The sequence below is a fragment of the Dermacoccus abyssi genome, assembly GCF_003515945.1.
In the GTDB taxonomy this organism is placed as follows: domain Bacteria; phylum Actinomycetota; class Actinomycetes; order Actinomycetales; family Dermatophilaceae; genus Dermacoccus; species Dermacoccus abyssi.
In genome coordinates this window covers 43,139-59,115 of record NZ_QWLM01000017.1, presented here as the reverse complement: position 1 = coordinate 59,115, position 15,977 = coordinate 43,139, and the positions used below count along the sequence as shown (strand labels likewise).

At 68.4% G+C, this 15,977-nt stretch carries 16 protein-coding genes; 11 read left to right on the top strand and 5 right to left on the bottom strand.

All coding sequences use genetic code 11. The features are described from left to right. Positions 1-130: 130 nt before the first annotated feature. A complete protein-coding gene (locus tag D1832_RS12780) occupies positions 131-460 on the bottom strand; it encodes a WhiB family transcriptional regulator (RefSeq protein WP_118914537.1) in 330 nt (109 codons plus the stop codon). A gap of 210 nt (positions 461-670) precedes the next feature. Between D1832_RS12780 and D1832_RS12775 the strand changes: the two genes are divergently transcribed. From D1832_RS12775 to D1832_RS12755, 5 genes are all read left to right on the top strand, one after another. Beyond that, positions 671-3,034 (top strand): transglycosylase domain-containing protein, encoded by a 2,364-nt coding sequence (locus D1832_RS12775; protein WP_118914535.1) that lies wholly within the window; start codon positions 671-673, stop codon positions 3,032-3,034. 84 nt (positions 3,035-3,118) lie between these two features. Next, positions 3,119-3,274 (top strand): Sp36 family protein, encoded by a 156-nt coding sequence (locus tag D1832_RS12770; protein ID WP_118914533.1) that lies wholly within the window; start codon positions 3,119-3,121, stop codon positions 3,272-3,274. Between the two features lie 6 nt (positions 3,275-3,280). Then, positions 3,281-3,745 (top strand): RidA family protein, encoded by a 465-nt coding sequence (locus tag D1832_RS12765; RefSeq protein ID WP_118914531.1) that lies wholly within the window; start codon positions 3,281-3,283, stop codon positions 3,743-3,745. Then, positions 3,745-4,605: an NUDIX hydrolase gene (locus tag D1832_RS12760; protein WP_118914529.1), complete on the top strand. Its 861-nt coding sequence runs from the start codon at positions 3,745-3,747 to the stop codon at positions 4,603-4,605. Before D1832_RS12765 ends, D1832_RS12760 begins: the two co-directional genes overlap by 1 nt. After that, the gene (locus D1832_RS12755; protein ID WP_118914527.1) at positions 4,602-5,435 is read left to right on the top strand and encodes an MBL fold metallo-hydrolase; all 834 of its coding nucleotides are present in this window, start codon (positions 4,602-4,604) and stop codon (positions 5,433-5,435) included. The genes D1832_RS12760 and D1832_RS12755 overlap by 4 nt, the downstream gene beginning before the upstream one ends. A 79-nt stretch (positions 5,436-5,514) precedes the next feature. Here the strand turns inward: D1832_RS12755 and D1832_RS12750 are convergent, their stop codons facing one another. Further along, positions 5,515-6,192: a Crp/Fnr family transcriptional regulator gene (locus tag D1832_RS12750; RefSeq protein ID WP_118914526.1), complete on the bottom strand. Its 678-nt coding sequence runs from the start codon at positions 6,190-6,192 to the stop codon at positions 5,515-5,517. A 129-nt stretch (positions 6,193-6,321) separates the two neighbouring features. On the opposite strand from D1832_RS12750, the gene nth reads away from it, so the two are divergent. Both nth and D1832_RS12740 read left to right on the top strand, forming a co-directional pair. Further along, on the top strand, positions 6,322-7,194 hold the full coding sequence (gene nth / locus D1832_RS12745) for an endonuclease III (RefSeq protein WP_118914546.1): 873 nt from the start codon (positions 6,322-6,324) through the stop codon (positions 7,192-7,194). After that, positions 7,191-7,847 (top strand): NUDIX hydrolase, encoded by a 657-nt coding sequence (locus D1832_RS12740; protein ID WP_118914524.1) that lies wholly within the window; start codon positions 7,191-7,193, stop codon positions 7,845-7,847. Before nth ends, D1832_RS12740 begins: the two co-directional genes overlap by 4 nt. An 88-nt stretch (positions 7,848-7,935) precedes the next feature. Here the strand turns inward: D1832_RS12740 and D1832_RS12735 are convergent, their stop codons facing one another. The 3 genes from D1832_RS12735 to acs form a co-directional block, all read right to left on the bottom strand. Continuing rightward, positions 7,936-8,340, bottom strand: coding sequence for a phage holin family protein (locus D1832_RS12735; protein WP_047312490.1), 405 nt, complete (start codon positions 8,338-8,340; stop codon positions 7,936-7,938). 135 nt (positions 8,341-8,475) lie between these two features. Then, positions 8,476-9,852, bottom strand: coding sequence for a Na+/H+ antiporter NhaA (nhaA, locus tag D1832_RS12730; RefSeq protein WP_118914522.1), 1,377 nt, complete (start codon positions 9,850-9,852; stop codon positions 8,476-8,478). A gap of 169 nt (positions 9,853-10,021) precedes the next feature. Beyond that, positions 10,022-11,968 carry an acetate--CoA ligase gene (gene acs, locus D1832_RS12725; protein ID WP_118914520.1) on the bottom strand — a complete coding sequence of 649 codons (1,947 nt, stop codon included), beginning with the start codon at positions 11,966-11,968 and terminating at the stop codon, positions 10,022-10,024. A gap of 154 nt (positions 11,969-12,122) precedes the next feature. Here acs and D1832_RS12720 point away from each other — a divergent pair, with 154 nt between their 5' ends. From D1832_RS12720 to D1832_RS12705, 4 genes are all read left to right on the top strand, one after another. Next, the gene (locus tag D1832_RS12720; protein ID WP_118914518.1) at positions 12,123-12,965 is read left to right on the top strand and encodes a Fic family protein; all 843 of its coding nucleotides are present in this window, start codon (positions 12,123-12,125) and stop codon (positions 12,963-12,965) included. A 381-nt stretch (positions 12,966-13,346) separates the two neighbouring features. Further along, positions 13,347-14,153: a CpaE-like family protein gene (locus D1832_RS12715; RefSeq protein WP_118914511.1), complete on the top strand. Its 807-nt coding sequence runs from the start codon at positions 13,347-13,349 to the stop codon at positions 14,151-14,153. After that, on the top strand, positions 14,144-15,268 hold the full coding sequence (locus D1832_RS12710; RefSeq protein ID WP_241511006.1) for a TadA family conjugal transfer-associated ATPase: 1,125 nt from the start codon (positions 14,144-14,146) through the stop codon (positions 15,266-15,268). Before D1832_RS12715 ends, D1832_RS12710 begins: the two co-directional genes overlap by 10 nt. Then, the gene (locus D1832_RS12705) at positions 15,265-15,966 is read left to right on the top strand and encodes a type II secretion system F family protein (protein ID WP_118914508.1); all 702 of its coding nucleotides are present in this window, start codon (positions 15,265-15,267) and stop codon (positions 15,964-15,966) included. Before D1832_RS12710 ends, D1832_RS12705 begins: the two co-directional genes overlap by 4 nt. Positions 15,967-15,977 lie beyond the last annotated feature (11 nt).

The window sequence follows — 15,977 nt, the reverse complement described above, 5'->3', positions numbered from 1 at the left end:
ACGCAAAACGCTCAACTGGGACAACCCAGCCGAGCGCCTGCGTGATCTACTTCAAACCACGTGATCAATCAGGTGTTGCGAGGACCACGAGAATCCGCCATCGGTGCGGGGCCCTCGTCGTTTCGGCCGGTCAAGCGCTGCGGTTGATGCCGGCAGCGACCTCGTCGGCGCGAGCTATCTTGAAGAGCGTGGTCCACGACTTCACGTCAGGGCGACGGCGCAGCAACGCGCGACGCTCACGTTCCGTCATGCCGCCCCAGACGCCGTACTCGGTGCGGTTGTCGAGCGCGTCCGCGAGGCATTCCGCGACGACCGGGCAACGCTGGCAGATCACCTTCGCCGTCTGCTGAGCAGCCCCCTTGGCGAAGAGATCGTCCGGCGCGGTGGCCGCGCACTGGGCGCGAGCCGCCCAGTTCTCGTCCCAGACGGGCGTCTGGGTTTCCTCGGTCATGATCGTCATCTGTGCCTCCCCTGTTGGTGCGGATGACGCTGTGGCGTAGACCACGTCGTTGTTGAGCTATACGCAGACTAGGCAAAGTTACTGACGAGTTTCTATGTTCTCGGTGTGCTAAATCGAGGTAGTACATTGTGGCGGGCCCCCTGGGATCGGGTCGGGCACGCCGCACCTGCCTCGCCGAGATTCTCAGGTTACCCCGATACTCTGGCCGGTATGCGTGGAAAGCCCTCTGCCGCAGCGGTTCGTCCTGCTGCGAAGAAGAAGCGCCGGAGCAATTCGACGACGAGCAACGTCCTCAGTCTGCTCGGCGCCTTCGTCGCGACCTCTGTGGCCCTCGGTCTGCTCCTGGCGGGCGTTCTCCTGCCGGTCACCGGCATGGGTGGCGCGGGTGTCAAGAGCGGCGTCAAGATGTTCAACAACATCCCGTCCGAGTTCGCCGAGAACGCTCTGAGCCAGCAGTCCAAGATCCTGGCGAAGGACGGCAGCGTCATCGCGACCCCGTACGACGAGAACCGCATCGTCGTCGCGAGCAGTGCCATCCCGAAGGTCATGAAAGACGCCCAGGTGGCCATCGAGGACGAACGCTTCTACCAGCACGGGGCCCTCGACAAGCGGGGCATCGCGCGCGCCATCGCGTCGAACCTGTTCTCCTCGAGCACCCAGGGCGCCTCGACCCTGACGCAGCAGTACGTCAAGGTGGCTGCCCAGCGTCAGGCGCTGGAAAGTGGTGACAAGGAGGCCGCCAAGGAGGCGGTCGCCCAGAGCGGTGCGAAGGCTTACATCCGTAAGCTCAAGCAGCTCAAGTACGCCGTCGACCTCGAGAAGACGCACACCAAGGACCAGATCCTCACGAGCTACCTCAACCTCGTCTACTTCGGTCAGCTCCAGTACGGCGTCGAAGCGGCGTCGCGCCACTACTTCGGGCACCCGGCCAAGGACCTGACGATCGCCGAAGCGGCCACGCTCGCCGGTGTCGTCAACCTGCCGGACGCCACCAACCCCGTGAAGAACCCCGAGGCGGCCGTCAAGCGTCGCAACATCGGTATCCAGAAGATGATCGACCAGGGCTTCATCACGGAGGCACAGGGCCGCAAGGCGATCAACTCGCCGCTCAACCTCAAGCTCGAGGAGAACTCCTCGGGTGGTTGCGCCACGAGCAAGTACCCCTACTACTGCGACTACGTGACGCAGTGGATTGCGCAGCAGCCTGCACTCGGCAAGACGCGCAAGGAGCGCCTCGGCAAGCTTCGTACCGGCGGCCTCGTCATTCAGACGTCGCTCGACCCGAAGAAGATGGCCGCGCTCGACTCCAACCTCAAGAAGCGCGTGCCCGTCGAGAACGGCGCCGACGTCCAGGCCGCCGGCGTCATCATCGAACCCGGCACGGGTTACGTCGAGGCCATGGCGCAGAACACGAAGTACTCCGTCGCGGGTACGGATTCGTTCAACACGTCGGTCAGCTATCCGCGCTCCGGGTTCCCGATCGGATCGACGGCGAAGATCTTCGCCATCGTCGAGGCCATGCACCAGGGCCGCGCGCTCGACTCGACGGTCAACGTTCCTCGCATGAACAGCAGCAAGGAAGGGCGCCCGGTCTACAACTTCACCTCGCAGAACTTCCCGGGCAAGTGCGGTCAGGGCAGTGGCGTGTGGTCGGTCGGCAACGACCACCAGGTGCCCGCCGGTCCGATGTCCTTGTCCAAGGCCACGGCTGAGTCGGTGAACACGGCGTTCGGTGTGCTCGTCGCTCAGCTCGGCCCGTGCAATGTCCGCGACGCCTACAAGCGTCTCGGCGTCTATGCGTCCGACTTCAAGAGCGGCGGCTGGTCCGAGATCAACCCCGACCCCTCCTCGATCGTGCTCGGCTCCGGTTCGTCGAGCCCGGTCATGATGGCGAACGCCTTCGCCACTGTCGCGGCCGACGGCAAGTACTGCGCACCGCGCCCGGTCGTCTCGATCAAGCAGGCGAACGGTCGCCCGGTCAAGCTCGCGCCGAACGCGTGCAAGCAGGCCATGCCGGCCGAAGAGGCGCGCGGAGTCGTCAAGATCTTCAAGTCGGTTCTCGGCCCGGACGGTACGGCCAAGTCGGCTGCTCTTGCCGAGGGGCGTCAGGCCTTCGGCAAGACGGGTACCGTCGACGGCTCGTTGCACACCTGGTTCGTCGGTTCGACGCCGCAGTACTCGACGGCGATCTGGGTCGGACGCGGTGGCGAGAACACCAACCCGATCAAGAACGTCACCATCGGCCCCAAGCACGTCGGTAACTTCCTCTACGGTGGCGACATCGCCGCGCCGGTGTGGAAGGAAACGATGGATGCCATCAGCAAGGGTCTTCCGAAGAAGGCGTTCCCCGAGCCGGGCTCGGGCGTCGTCAAGGGCGATCAGATCACCGTCCCGCAGCTCAAGGGGCGCAGCGAGGCGGATGCGAAGGCCGAACTCGCGCGTCTGAAGCTGCAGGCCACGGTGGTCAAGCAGGACTCGGGCGAGGTCTCCTCCGGCCAGGTCTGGAAGTCCGACCCCGCAGCTGGTCAGAAGATCGGCGAGGGCAAGAAGGTCACTCTGTACATCAAGCCCTGACCGGCACGAGCGAAGCCCGCTCCACACGAGATGTGGGGCGGGCTTCGTCGTCCCCGAACAGGGTCTGCGGGCTACGGTGGGAGCATGCAGAAATGGGAATACTTCACCGCGCCGATCATGATTCACGCGACGCAGCAGATCCTCAACAACTTCGGTGAGGACGGCTGGGAGCTCGTTCAGATCGTTCCCGGCCCCGACGGCAACGGCCTCGTCGGCTACTTCAAGCGTCCGAAGGCCTGATCGGCGATGGCTCAGGTCGAGCGGAACCTCGCGAAGCTCGGGCTGGAGGTGCCCGAGGTTGCCAAGCCGGTGGCTGCCTACGTCCCCGCGCTGCGTGAGGGCAACCTCGTCTACACCTCGGGTCAGCTGCCGATGGTGGCGGGCAACCTCGCCGCCACGGGCAAGGTCGGTGCCGACGTCACGCCCGAGCAGGCGGCCGAACTCGCGCGGACATGTGCCCTCAACGCCATCGCCGCCGTCAAGAGTGTCGTCGGTGACCTCGACACGGTGACGCGCGTCGTCAAGGTCGTCGGCTTCGTGGCCAGCGACCCCTCCTTCACCGGTCAGCCCGGTGTCATCAACGGCGCCTCCGAGCTGCTCGGTGCGGCCTTCGGTGACGCCGGTGTCCACGCCCGTTCGGCTGTTGGCGTCGCGGTGCTCCCGCTCGACGCTCCGGTCGAGGTCGAGATCACGGTCGCCGTCGCCGACTGATGAGCGACATCCCGAGGCAGCCTCGCGACTTCCCGATCGGTCCCTTCGCCAAGGCAGCCGAGCGCTGGTTCGACGACACGCAACCGCGCCCGGAGCCGACGGTTCCGGCGCAGGCCGCCACCGTCCTGTTGGTGCGCGGTGAGCCCGTCGAGGTCTTCATGATCGAACGCGCCGCGACGATGGATTTCGCGCCGTCCACCTGGGTCTTCCCGGGTGGACGCGTCGACCCCGCCGACCTCGGCGTCGACGACGCTCCGGCGCACCGCCTGCGCAGCCCCGCGGGTGGCGAGCAGGCGTGGGCCGATCGGCTCGGCGTCGGGCACGACGAGGCGCTCAGTGTGCTCGTGTGCGCGTTGCGCGAGCTGTTCGAGGAGGCCGGAGTGCTTCTCGCGTCCGAGGGGGACGGCGACGCGATCGTCGACGTCGCCACCGACGAGTGGAGGGCGCGCCGCACTCAGGTCGAGGCTCACGAGGTCTCGTTCACCGAGGCTGCTGCGGGCCTGACGCTGCGTGGAGACCTCGTCGAGGCCGTCGACCGGTGGATCACGCCCGCGTTCGAGAGCCGCCGCTTCGACACCTGGTTCCTCACGGCGCTGCTGCCGGACGGTGCCACTGCCGATGCCGTGTCGCGTGAGTCGCAGCGAGGTCAGTGGGTTCGGCCCGAAGCCATGCTGGCAGAAGCCGAGGCTGGGCGAGCCCGCCTCCTGCCCCCGACGCGCACGGCGCTCGAGCGCCTCTCCCGGGCATCGAGTGCCACCGAGGCGCTCGAGCAGGCACGCGGCTTCCACTTCCTCCCCACGCGCCCCGAACTGCTGAAGGGCCCCGACGGGCCCTACCTTCACGCGGAGGTGAACCTGTGACCGATCAACTCGACCGACTCCCCGGCGGCGTGCGACACCTGCGCTGCGACAACCCCGGCCCGATGACGCTCACCGGCACGAACACGTACGTCATCGCCCTGGAGGAAGCCTCGGGCGGGGACGGCTCGCTCGTCGCCGTCGTCGACCCGGGGCCCGAGGACGCCGGCCACCGTGACGCGATCATGGACGCCGTGCGGGGCGCCGAGGCCACGCGTGTCGTCGTGCTGCTCACCCATCACCACGACGACCACGAGGGCGGTGCGAGCGCGCTCGTCGAGGCGCTTCGTGGGCGCGGCCTCGCGGTCGCGTTGCGTGGCGGCTCGGGTGGCGACGCCTTCACCGACGGCGAGATGATCGGCGACCTCCAGGTGCTGCTCGCGCCGGGCCACACGCGCGATTCAGCCGCCTTCGTCCTCCAGCGCGACGGCGTCGACGTCCTCTTCAGCGGCGACACGATTCTCGGCGAGGGCAGCAGCTTCGTCGCCTACCCCGACGGCGATCTCACGGCCTATCTCGCGACGCTCGACGTCCTCATGGCGCTCGTCGCGCAGGCGGGGGAGCGAGTCGTCGTCCTGGCGCCGGGGCACGGACCTGTCGGAGCCAACGCCGCTCCCGTCGTCGAGCGTTACCGCGCCCACCGTCAGGAGCGCCTCGACGAGGTGCGGACCGTGCTGGCCGACGTCGACTCCGAGAATGGCGACTCGCCGGCGCAGGGTGACGAGCTCGTCGGCCCCGTCGTGGACGGCGCCTACAGCGACATCGGCCCGCAGCTGCGCCCGGCGGTGGAGGCCGTCGTCAAGGCGCAGCTGGCCCATCTCGGCCGCCTCTGAGAACAGCCCCACGACATAGCGAAGCGCCCGTCCCCCGCAGGGGACGGGCGCTTCGCTGTCAACCGAGGTGAGTGCGGCCTCAGCGGGCGCGGCGCTGAAGGCGCTCGACGTCGAGCAGCGTCACGGCGCGGGCCTCGAGCTTGAGCCAGCCGCGGCTGGCGAAGTCGGCGAGAGCCTTGTTCACGGTCTCGCGGGAGGCGCCGACGAGCTGAGCCAGCTCCTCCTGCGTGAGGTCGTGCGCGACGAGGACCCCGTCGTCGACCTGACGGCCGAAGCGGCTCGCGAGGTCGAGTAGAGCCTTGGCGACACGGCCGGGAACGTCGGTGAAGACGAGATCGCCGAGCGCTTCGTTCGTGCGACGCAGGCGGCGAGCGATGGAGCCGAGCATCTTGACGGCCACGTCGGGGCGCGACGAGACGAACTCGGTGAGTTCGGTGTGACCCAGCGCGACGAGGTCGGTGCCGGCGATGGCCGTGGCCGTGGTCGTGCGGGCGCCCGGGTCGAAGAGGCTGAGCTCGCCGAACATCTCACCGGGGCCGAGGATCGCGAGCAGGTTTTCGCGACCGTCGGGGGAGCGGCGGCCGAGCTTCACCTTGCCGGAGGTGATGATGTACAGGCGATCGCCCTCCTCCCCTTCTTCGAAGAGGATGTCGCCGCGCTCGATACGGGCGCGCGACATGCGCTGCAGAAGAGCCTGGGCGTCTGCGTCCGTCAGCGCGGCGAAAAGGGGAGCTTGACGCACTACTTCAATGTCCACGCCTCCATCTTGCCACGTTTCGGGTGACGCTCCACACAGTTCACTCCCAGGAAAGCGCGGAAAAAGGCGCTCGTTCGTCCAGCAGATGAGGTGCTCGGTGGTGTCGGTGGGGCGTTCTAGGGTGTGGGCATGACCTCCGAAGCCGAGACGCCGCCGAAGCGGGCCGCGCGCGTGCCCGAGACCGCCACGGGGCGGGTGCGTCAGGCACGCCGCATCTACCGCAGACTCGTGGAGCAGTACCCGTACGCGCGAGCCGAACTCGACTTCGAGTCGCCGCTCGAACTCCTCGTGGCCACCATCCTCTCGGCGCAGACCACAGACGTCGGGGTCAACAAGGTCACGCCGGTGCTCTTCCGTCGCTACCCGGACGCTGCGGCACTGGCGTCGGCGGAGCCAAGCGAGATGGAGGAGATCCTGCGTCCCACCGGGTTCTACCGGGCGAAGACGCGCTCGGTCATCAAGCTCGGTCAGGAACTCGTCGAACGTTTCGACGGCGAGGTGCCGGGCAAGCTCGCCGACCTCGTGACGCTGCCGGGCGTCGGACGCAAGACGGCCAACGTCGTGCTCGGCAACGCGTTCGGTGTTCCGGGCATCACGGTCGACACCCACTTCGGGCGCCTCGCGCGCCGCTTCGGCTGGACGACGTCGACCGACCCGGTCGCTGTCGAGGCCGAGGTGGGCGAGATGTTCCCGCGCAAGGACTGGACGATGCTCAGCCACGTCGTCGTCTTCCACGGCCGACGTATCTGCCACGCCCGCAAGCCCGCATGCGGCGTTTGCCCGGTGGCGCATTGGTGCCCGTCCTTCGGTGACGGCGAGACCGACCCGGACAAGGCGCGCGCCCTGCTCAAGTACGAACTCGCGGCCCCGAAGGGTGGTGAGGCGCCGGTGCCGCTGCTCGTCGACGGGGGAGTGCCCGACGCCTCCTTCTCGACCGGGCATCGAGGAACGCCGGTCGTGCCACGTCACTCCGGTGCAGGGGCGCAGGGCGAGGCCCGATGAGCGTGCCGGTGGGCGACGCCACGCCGCCTCCGCCCTGGCTGAACACGGTGCTCGAGGCCGGTCGCCGCGGCGACCTGTGCGCGGGATGGCCGCGTCCCGAGCAGGGCTCCAAGGCCTCTGCCATCCTCATGCTCTTCGGCCCGAACGACGACGGCGGGGAAGACGTGGTGCTCACCGAGCGAGCCACCAACCTGCGCAAGCACGCGGGGCAGGTGTCCTTTCCCGGTGGTGGGGTCGAACCGCAGGACGTCACGTTCACCGACACCGCGCTGCGTGAGGCCAACGAGGAGATCGGGCTCGTGCCCGAGGGCGTCCACGTCATGGGTGAACTGCAGCCGGTCGCGTTGCCCGTGACGAACTACGAGGTCTGCCCCGTGCTCGCCTGGTGGAACGTACCGTCCGACATCTCAGTGCTCGACCCCGTCGAGGTCGCTCGCGTCGCGCGCATCTCCGTCCGCGATCTCGTGGACCCGGCGAACCGCCACACGGTCACACACCCGCGCGGCTTCAAGGGGCCGGGGTTCGAGGTCGACGGTTTCTACATCTGGGGCTTCACGGCGTTCGTGCTCGACGCGGTCCTGACCACCGGGGGCGTCGCGCGCTCGTGGAACCGCGACGACGAGCGTCAGGTGCCCGATCGCTTCCTCAGCTGAACGCCCGGCCGGGAACATGAGGAAGGCGAACATGACGAAGGCGGCCCACCCTCGAGGGTGAGCCGCCTTCGTGCGGCAGGTCAGAACGTCACTTGGCGGGCTTGATGGCCGCGACGGTCTTCTGCGCGTTGTCGATCGTCTTGACCGGCTTGCCCTTGACCTTCTTGATCGACTTGATGCCGACGAGGGCGAGGATTCCGGCGACGAGCGCGAGGATGCCCGCGACGATGAGGAAGCCGGCCCAGTTCGGCCAGTCGAGAACCTCCGAGATGGCCCAGGCGAGGGCCGTCAGGAGGAAGCCGACGAAGAACAGGGCGACGACACCGGCGGCAGCGAGCATGCCGCCACCCTTGCCGGCCTTCTGCACGTCAGCCTTGATCTCGATCTTCGCCAGGTCGATCTCGCCCTTGACGATGTTCGAGAGGTCAGCGGAAGCGTCCGAAACGAGCTGACCGAGCGTGCGCTCGGAGCCCCGGGGGGTGTTGAGGGCCATGGTTATCTCCTGTTCAGCAGGCGGCGTCACCTCGTCGAGGTGACGGCCGTCCGTCGCATCACACGTTTTCTGTTCGATGGACACACTACCGATATCGGCCGATTCGCGCCTACCGGCTCCTCGGTTCGGTGCGGTTCAGGCCGGTTCGGGGCGCTGGTAGACGTCCGGCACACCGTCTTGGTCGGCGTCGCGCGTCTCCTCTTCCTCGATGCGGCGGTAGATGCGGTTGCGGCGTCCGAGCACGATGCTCGCGAGGAGCGCGGACAGGAGGCTGCCGAGCAGCACGCCGACCTTGACGTGGTCGTCCTTGACGCTTCCGGTGCCGAACGCGAGCTCGCCGATGAGGAGGCTGACGGTGAAGCCGATGCCACCGAGGAGGCTGAGGCCGAACACGTCGGCCCACGAGAGGTTCTCGTCGAGCTTGGCCTTCGTGAACTTGCTGATGAGGAACGTGCTGCCGAAGATGCCGACGACCTTGCCGAGCACGAGGCCGGCGATGACGCCGAGCGTGACGGCGTCCGCAAGCGTCTCGGTGATGCTCGTACCGACGACGGTGACGCCGGCGGAGAAGAACGCGAAGACCGGCACGGCGAACCCTGCCGAATAGGGGCGCAGACGGTGTTCGATGCGGTGGGCGAGGGCGTGCTTGCCCTTGACCGGAACGACGAGGCCGAGCAGCACGCCAGCGATCGTGGCGTGAACGCCGGACTTGTACATGAAGACCCACGCCACGATCGCGAGCGGCGCGAGGATCGCCCAGTGCTTGATGCCGCGCTGGGTGAGGAAGCCGAAGACTGCGACGACCGCGATCGAGGCGAGCAGCCAGCCGAGCGAGAAGCCCTTGCTGTAGAAGATCGCGATGATCGTGATGGCGATGAGGTCGTCGACGACGGCGAGCGTCAGGAGGAACGAACGCAGCGCCGTGGGCAGGTGCGAACCGATGACGGCGAGCACCGCGAGGGCGAACGCGATGTCCGTGGCGGCCGGGATGGCCCACCCCTTGAGCCCTTCGCCGCCGGCTGCGGCGTTGATCGCGACGTAGACGAGCGCAGGCGTTGCGACACCGCAGACGGCAGCGATGACGGGCACTGCGGCGGCTGCCGGGTTGCGCAGGTCGCCGGCGACGAACTCGTGCTTGAGTTCGAGCCCGACGACGAGGAAGAACACGGCGAGCAGGCCGTCGGCGGCCCAGTGCGCCACCGACATGTTGAGCCCGAGGGAGTCGGGGCCGATGTGCGCGTCCCGCAGGGCCTCATAACCGTCACGCCAGGGCGAGTTCGCCCAGACGATCGCGGCGACCGCAGCGGCGAGCAGGATGAGGCCGCCGATGGTCTCGGTGCGCAGCAGTTCCTTGACGCGCTGGGCCTCGGGCCACGTGCCGCGGGTGAAGAGGCGGCGGGTCAGCCGTCCTGCGACGGCGACGGGGGCGACGTGCGCGGCTTCCTTGAACTCTTCGAAGCTCGGCTGTTCGTCCTTCATCGGCGGAAGGCTGTTCTTGTGGCGCTTGGCCATGGTGAATCTCCTCGGGCAGGGGTGGTCGTCGTCATCCGCGCCTCACGCGAACGGCCGACCAGACTTCCCGGCACACCGCCCGCGATTTTACCGGCTGTCGTCGTTCTCGCGAAAAGATGCGCGGGCGGGGCGCCTGCCCCACCCGCGCATCGTCGGATCGCTCTGCTGCTTACTTCTTCAGACCTGCCTGGATCTTCTCCATGACGCTCGGGTCGGCGAGCGTTGTCGCGTCACCGGCCTCGCGGCCCTCGGCGACGTCCTTGAGCAGGCGACGCATGATCTTGCCCGAACGTGTCTTCGGCAGCTCGTCGACGACGAGGATCGTCTTCGGCTTCGCGATGGCGCCGATCTGCTTGCCGACGTGCGAGCGCATCGCCTGGACGAGCTCCTCGCGCTTGTCGTCGTCGGCGGCCTGGTCGCGAGCCTCCTCGCGCAGGATGACGAAGGCGCACACGGCCTGACCGGTCGTCTCGTCGGCGGCGCCGACGACTGCGGCCTCCGCGACGGCGTCGTGCGAGACGAGCGCCGACTCGATCTCCGACGTCGACAGGCGGTGGCCCGAGACGTTCATGACGTCGTCGACACGACCGAGCACCCAGATGTTGCCGTCCTCGTCACGCTTCGCGCCGTCACCGGCGAAGTACATGTCCTCGAAGCGCGACCAGTAGGTGTCCTTGTAGCGCTGCAGGTCGCCCCAGATGCCGCGCAGCATCGACGGCCACGGGTCGCGGATGACGAGGTAGCCGGTCTCGCCGTTGCCGACGGACTTGCCCTCCTCGTCGACGACGTCGGCCGTGATGCCGGGCACCGGCGCCTGGGCCGAACCGGGCACGAGCGACGTGACGCCGGGCAGGGCCGACATCATGATGGCGCCCGTCTCCGTCTGCCACCACGTGTCGACGATCGGCGCCGAACCCCCGCCGATGTTGTCGCGGAACCACATCCACGCTTCGGGGTTGATCGGCTCACCGACGCTGCCGAGCACACGGACCGACGACAGGTCGTACTCGGCGGGGATCTCCTTGCCCCACTTCATGCAGGTGCGGATGGCCGTGGGTGCCGTGTAGAAGATCGAGACCTTCTTGTTCTGCACGATCTCCCACCAGCGGCCCTGGTGCGGGCTGTCCGGCGTGCCTTCGTAGAGCACCTGCGTGACGCCGTTGGCCAGCGGGCCGTAGACGATGTAGCTGTGGCCGGTGACCCAGCCCACGTCGGCGGTGCACCAGTAGACGTCCTCGCCCGGGTGCACGTCGTGGACGACGGCGTTCGTGTACGCCGCCTGCGTGAGGTAGCCACCGGTCGTGTGGAAGATGCCCTTCGGCTTACCCGTGGTGCCGGAGGTGTAGAGGATGAAGAGCGGGTGTTCTGAATCGAAGGTGTCGAAGTCGACCGCGGGCTCGGCGGCCTCGAGGGCGTCGTCCCACCAGACGTCCTTGTCGGTCATCTCCGTCTCTTCGCCGGTGCGCTTGACGACGAGGACCTTCTGCACCGTCGTCTCGCCGCTGATGGCCTCGTCGACGGCGGGCTTGAGAGCGCTCGGCTTGCCGCGGCGGTAGCCACCGTCGGCCGTGATGACGACCTTGGCCTCCCCGTCGGCGATGCGCGTGCGCAGGGCGTCGGAGGAGAAGCCGCCGAAGACGACGGAGTGCACGGCGCCGAGACGGGCGCAGGCCAGCATCGAGATGATGGCCTCGGGGATCATCGGCAGGTAGAGGGCGACGCGGTCGCCCTTCTCGACACCCGCGGCCTTGAGCGCGCCGGCAGCCTTCTGCACGAGTTCGGTGAGTTCGGCGTACGTGATGTCGCGCTCGTCGCCGGGCTCACCGACGAAGTGCAATGCGACGCGGTCACCGTTGCCGGCCTCGACGTGACGGTCGGCGCAGTTGTAGGCCACGTTGAGCTCGCCGCCCACGAACCACTTGGCGACGGGGGCCTCGCTCCAGTCGAGCACCTTGTCGAAGTCCTTGGCCCAGGTGAGGCGCTCGCGCGCCTGCTTGGCCCAGAACGCCTCGCGGTCGGCGTCGGCCTCTTCGTAGAGCGACTTCTGCCCGACGGCCTGCTGGCTGAACTCCGGGCTCGGCGGGAAGGGGCCGTACTCTTCGGCGGTCTCGGACATGTCTTGTCTTCCTTCCGTCGGCTTCGACCACGCCGAAACGAGGCGTAGGTCACAACACTTGGCTGCTTTTCTACCCCATCGTCGCGTGGGGTTGGGAAGTCAGGGGTGGATACTCGCCGGTAGTTCCCGGCGGCGTCCAAGTACGCTGATGCCCATGCCCGGCACCCTCGAAGCTCTGCAATCGCTCGCGACGATCCCCGAGGTCGAGGCGGGCCTCACGCGAGCCCGCGAGGCGTGTACCCAGCTGCGCTGGCACAACGCGTTGCGCCGACGGACGGCGCAGGCCGCCGCCGAGTCGCGCGTGCGTGGCGCCCGGGCCGGTGCGGCGCTGGAGGGCGCCGAGGTCTCCGTCGATGTCGTGCGTGAACTCGTCATGGGGATGACCGAGTGGCCGCCCGAGCCCGACCCGCTCGAGCGAGTGCTTCGTGCGAGTGTTCAGGGGACGCTCGAGAGTGAGCACGTTCGTTCGATCATCCTGTCGTCGCCCGCGCAGGCGTTGGCGCGTCTGCATGTGGCCGCCGGTTCGCAACTGCTCTCCGCCGACGAGGTGGGGCGCCCGCGGTCGCCGGGGGAGACGTGCGAGGAACTCGTCGAGGCCGGCCCGGCGTGCGACCCGCTCGACCTGCCGGGGCGTCTGGCCGGGCTCTACGAGGTGGTGGCGTGCCACGAGAAGGTGCCGGCCCTCGTCGTCGGGGCCATTGCGCATGCGGAGATTGCCGTCATGCGTCCGTTCGCGCGCGGAAACGGTGTGGTGGCAAGAGCTTTCGAGCGTGCGCTCGTCCAGTCGTGTGGGCTCGACCCGACGGGTGTGGCCGTGCCCGAGGTGGGCTACCTGCGTGAAGCGAGCGCGGGATATGCGGGCGCCCTGGCCGCCTATGCCTCGGGAACGCGCGACGGCGTGGCCCTGTGGCTGCAGTTCAGCGCTGGGGCGCTTGAGCGGGGCGCCGCCGAAGGAGGCGCCATTGCGGACGCCGTTTTGACCGGCCGCCTGCGATAAGAACAAATAAAAAACGTCCGGCGAGTCGGTTTCTCATTTATCGAACCGTTGCTATTGTATTGGCCGGGTATGTGCGAGCCGGTTGCAACGTGTGGCCACTCATGGCACATTAGGGGCGTGCGCTCCCTCCGGGTCGAGCGCTGACGTGCATACCGCACCCCCAAGGGTATGCACGTAAAGACAGCCCCCACCGTCCCCCCGGTGGGGGCTGTCGTATGTCCTGCACCTACTCCCGTGCGGCCGCGGTGGCCCCCGGCACGGGGGCCGTCGTCCACATCTGCGACGCGGTGAGCGCCGTTTCGGTAGTTCAGGCGGCCCCGTCCACAAGGTCGTCCGACGCGTCGTGGACGGTGTCGAGGTTGTGGGCCGACGCTGGCGTGCATGGACGAGTTCGACGCCGACTTCTTCGGCCCACCAGCCCCCGCCGAGGTGGGCAGCGAGCGCGGCGAACTGCGCCGTATCGGGGTGGTCTGCCCCGATTCAGCCGCCGACGCCGCGTACTTCGCCTGTGCCGTGGCACGGCATCTCGCACGGTCTCGAGGCACGGATCGAACGGCGCAGGACCAAGGCCCGGTCGTCCTCGTCGACGGCCAACCGGGCACAGGTGGTCTCGACGTCGTCCTCGACCTCGACCGTGAGGCGGGCGCTCGCTGGGACGCGCTGCGAGGCGCCGGCCCCGACATCGACGCACAGAAGCTCCTCGCCGCACTGCCGGAACGTGACGGGGTCCGGGTGCTCTCGCACGGACGAGGTGCACCCCGTGTTCACGATCGCCTCGTGCGGAGCGCAGTACTCGGGGCGCTCGCGGGCGAAGCGGCGTGGTCGGTCGTCACGTTGGCGCCCCACGAGCCCGCCGAACCGACAGAGTGCGACGTCATCGTCCTCCTCGTGCGCGGAACCGTGTGCTCCATGGCAGCCGCCCAGCAGTACGTCGACAAGCTGGACGGTGAACTCATGCCGGTGCTCGTCACGCTCGAGGCCGACGCTCAGGCCCGTGTGGCACTCGGCGAGTCGCTCGATCTGGAGGTCGTGACGTCCGGGCCCACCCGGTGGCGTCTGGGGCACCGAGCAGCCGACGACGTGCTCGCCGGTCGCTGGCCGGGCGAGGACGAGCGAACGATGACTCGCCTCGTTCAGGATGTCGTCATCTATGTCCGCTCGCGAGGTCGGAGCATGGCATGGGCGTAGCAGAAGGCATGTGGAAGGAGATCTACGCCGGACGGGCACCGAGTGCTGCGGCGCTCGAGGCGATCGTCGATGCGGACGCTCCCGTGTACTCACGAGCGCAGACCTCCGTGCTGGGTGAGCGCCTCGGAGCTGACGTGCTCGGGGCCGGACCGCTCCAGGGTGTCATCGAGCTCGAGGGAGTCACCGACGTCCTCGTCAACGGTTGTGACGGGGTGTGGATCGACCGCGGAGAAGGTCTCGAGGAAGTCGGGGTCGACCTCGGGGACGCGGAGGCGGTGAGGCGTCTCGCGGTACGGCTCGCCGCGGTGGCCGGGCGGCGGCTCGACGACGCGAGCCCGTTCGTCGACGCCGTACTGCCCGGCGGTGCTCGGTTGCACGCGCTGCTGCCACCGCTCGTCGAAGGCGCTGCCCACCTCAGCCTGCGTGTGCCGGCGAGTGAACGACCGCTGCTCGAGGACCTCGTGCGGCTCGGGAGCGTTTCCCCCGAGGTCGAGAGCCTGCTCACGCGACTTGTGACGAGCCGAACGGCCTTCGTCGTGAGCGGAGGCACGGGAACCGGCAAGACGACACTGCTCGGCGCAATGTTGGCCCGTGTGCCGATCTCGGAGCGCATTCTGCTCGTCGAGGACGTCCGTGAACTGTCTGTTGCTCACCCTCACGTGGTGCGGCTCGAAGCACGTCGTCCGAACGTCGAAGGCGTGGGAGAGGTCAGCCTCACCACGCTCGTGCGCCAATCGTTGCGCATGCGCCCGGATCGCATCGTCGTCGGCGAGGTACGTGGCGCGGAGGTGCGCGAACTCATGTCTGCGCTCAACACCGGCCACCAGGGTGGATGCGGCACCGTGCACGCCAACGCGCCACGCGACGTCCCCGCCCGGTTCGAAGCGCTCGGCGCGCTGGCCGGGTTGAGCCCCGAGGCCGTGCGTACGCAGTTGCGCTCCGCGCTCCGTGTCGTGGTGCACCTCGAGCGATCCGGCGGGCTACGTCGGGTGGGGAGCATCGGGGTCCTCGACGGCGATCACCGCGGCCTCACGGTGCGCAGCGCCTGGAGAGGTGGGCGCCGTGGTGAGGCGTGGGACGAACTCGGCGCGCTCATGGACGGAGCGGCGTCATGACGTGGCCGTCCGACACCGCCCTGTGGTGGTGCGCGCTCGCGCTCGCAGTCGCCGTTGGGCTGTGGCCCGCCCCGAGATGGCTCGCGCTGACGCCCACCCCGCGAACCGGGTCGCGCTTCGGTCTGCTCGCTCGTAGTGATCCCCAGGCCGAATGTCTCGCCGTTCTCGATGCGCTCGGTGCCGTTCTGCGAGCCGGTGCTCCTACGTCGAATGCTGTCGAGCTCGTTGTCGCCCCCTACGCAGACGGGGGCACCCACTCGAGCCAGGGGTGGCAGCGGTTGCGTCACGCGGCCTGCTCCGGTGGAGATCTCGCGGACACCTGGCGCGAACTGGGCGTCATGTGGAGGCTGCCGGCGTGCGCCGACATTGCGGCGGCGTGGGAGATGTCCGATCGACACGGGTGTCCGCTGGCCGACGCCGTGACGAGTGCGGCAGCGGACCTACGGGCACGCCGTCGCCACGATCGAGCCCTGGAGGCAGCGACCGCGGGCGCTAAGGCCACGATGGGTGTCCTCCTCCTCCTGCCAGTTCTGGGCATGGCGCTCGCGTGGATGCTCGGCGTGGATGTCTTCGAGATCTACAGCGGCACATCGGGCCTGCTCACCCTGTGGCCCGGGTTGGCCCTCTTGTGGGCCGGCGCCACCTGGTCGCAGCGCATGGTTGCCTCGGCCCTCAAGCATCCGGCGGTGACGCCGTGATCGCCCTCGCA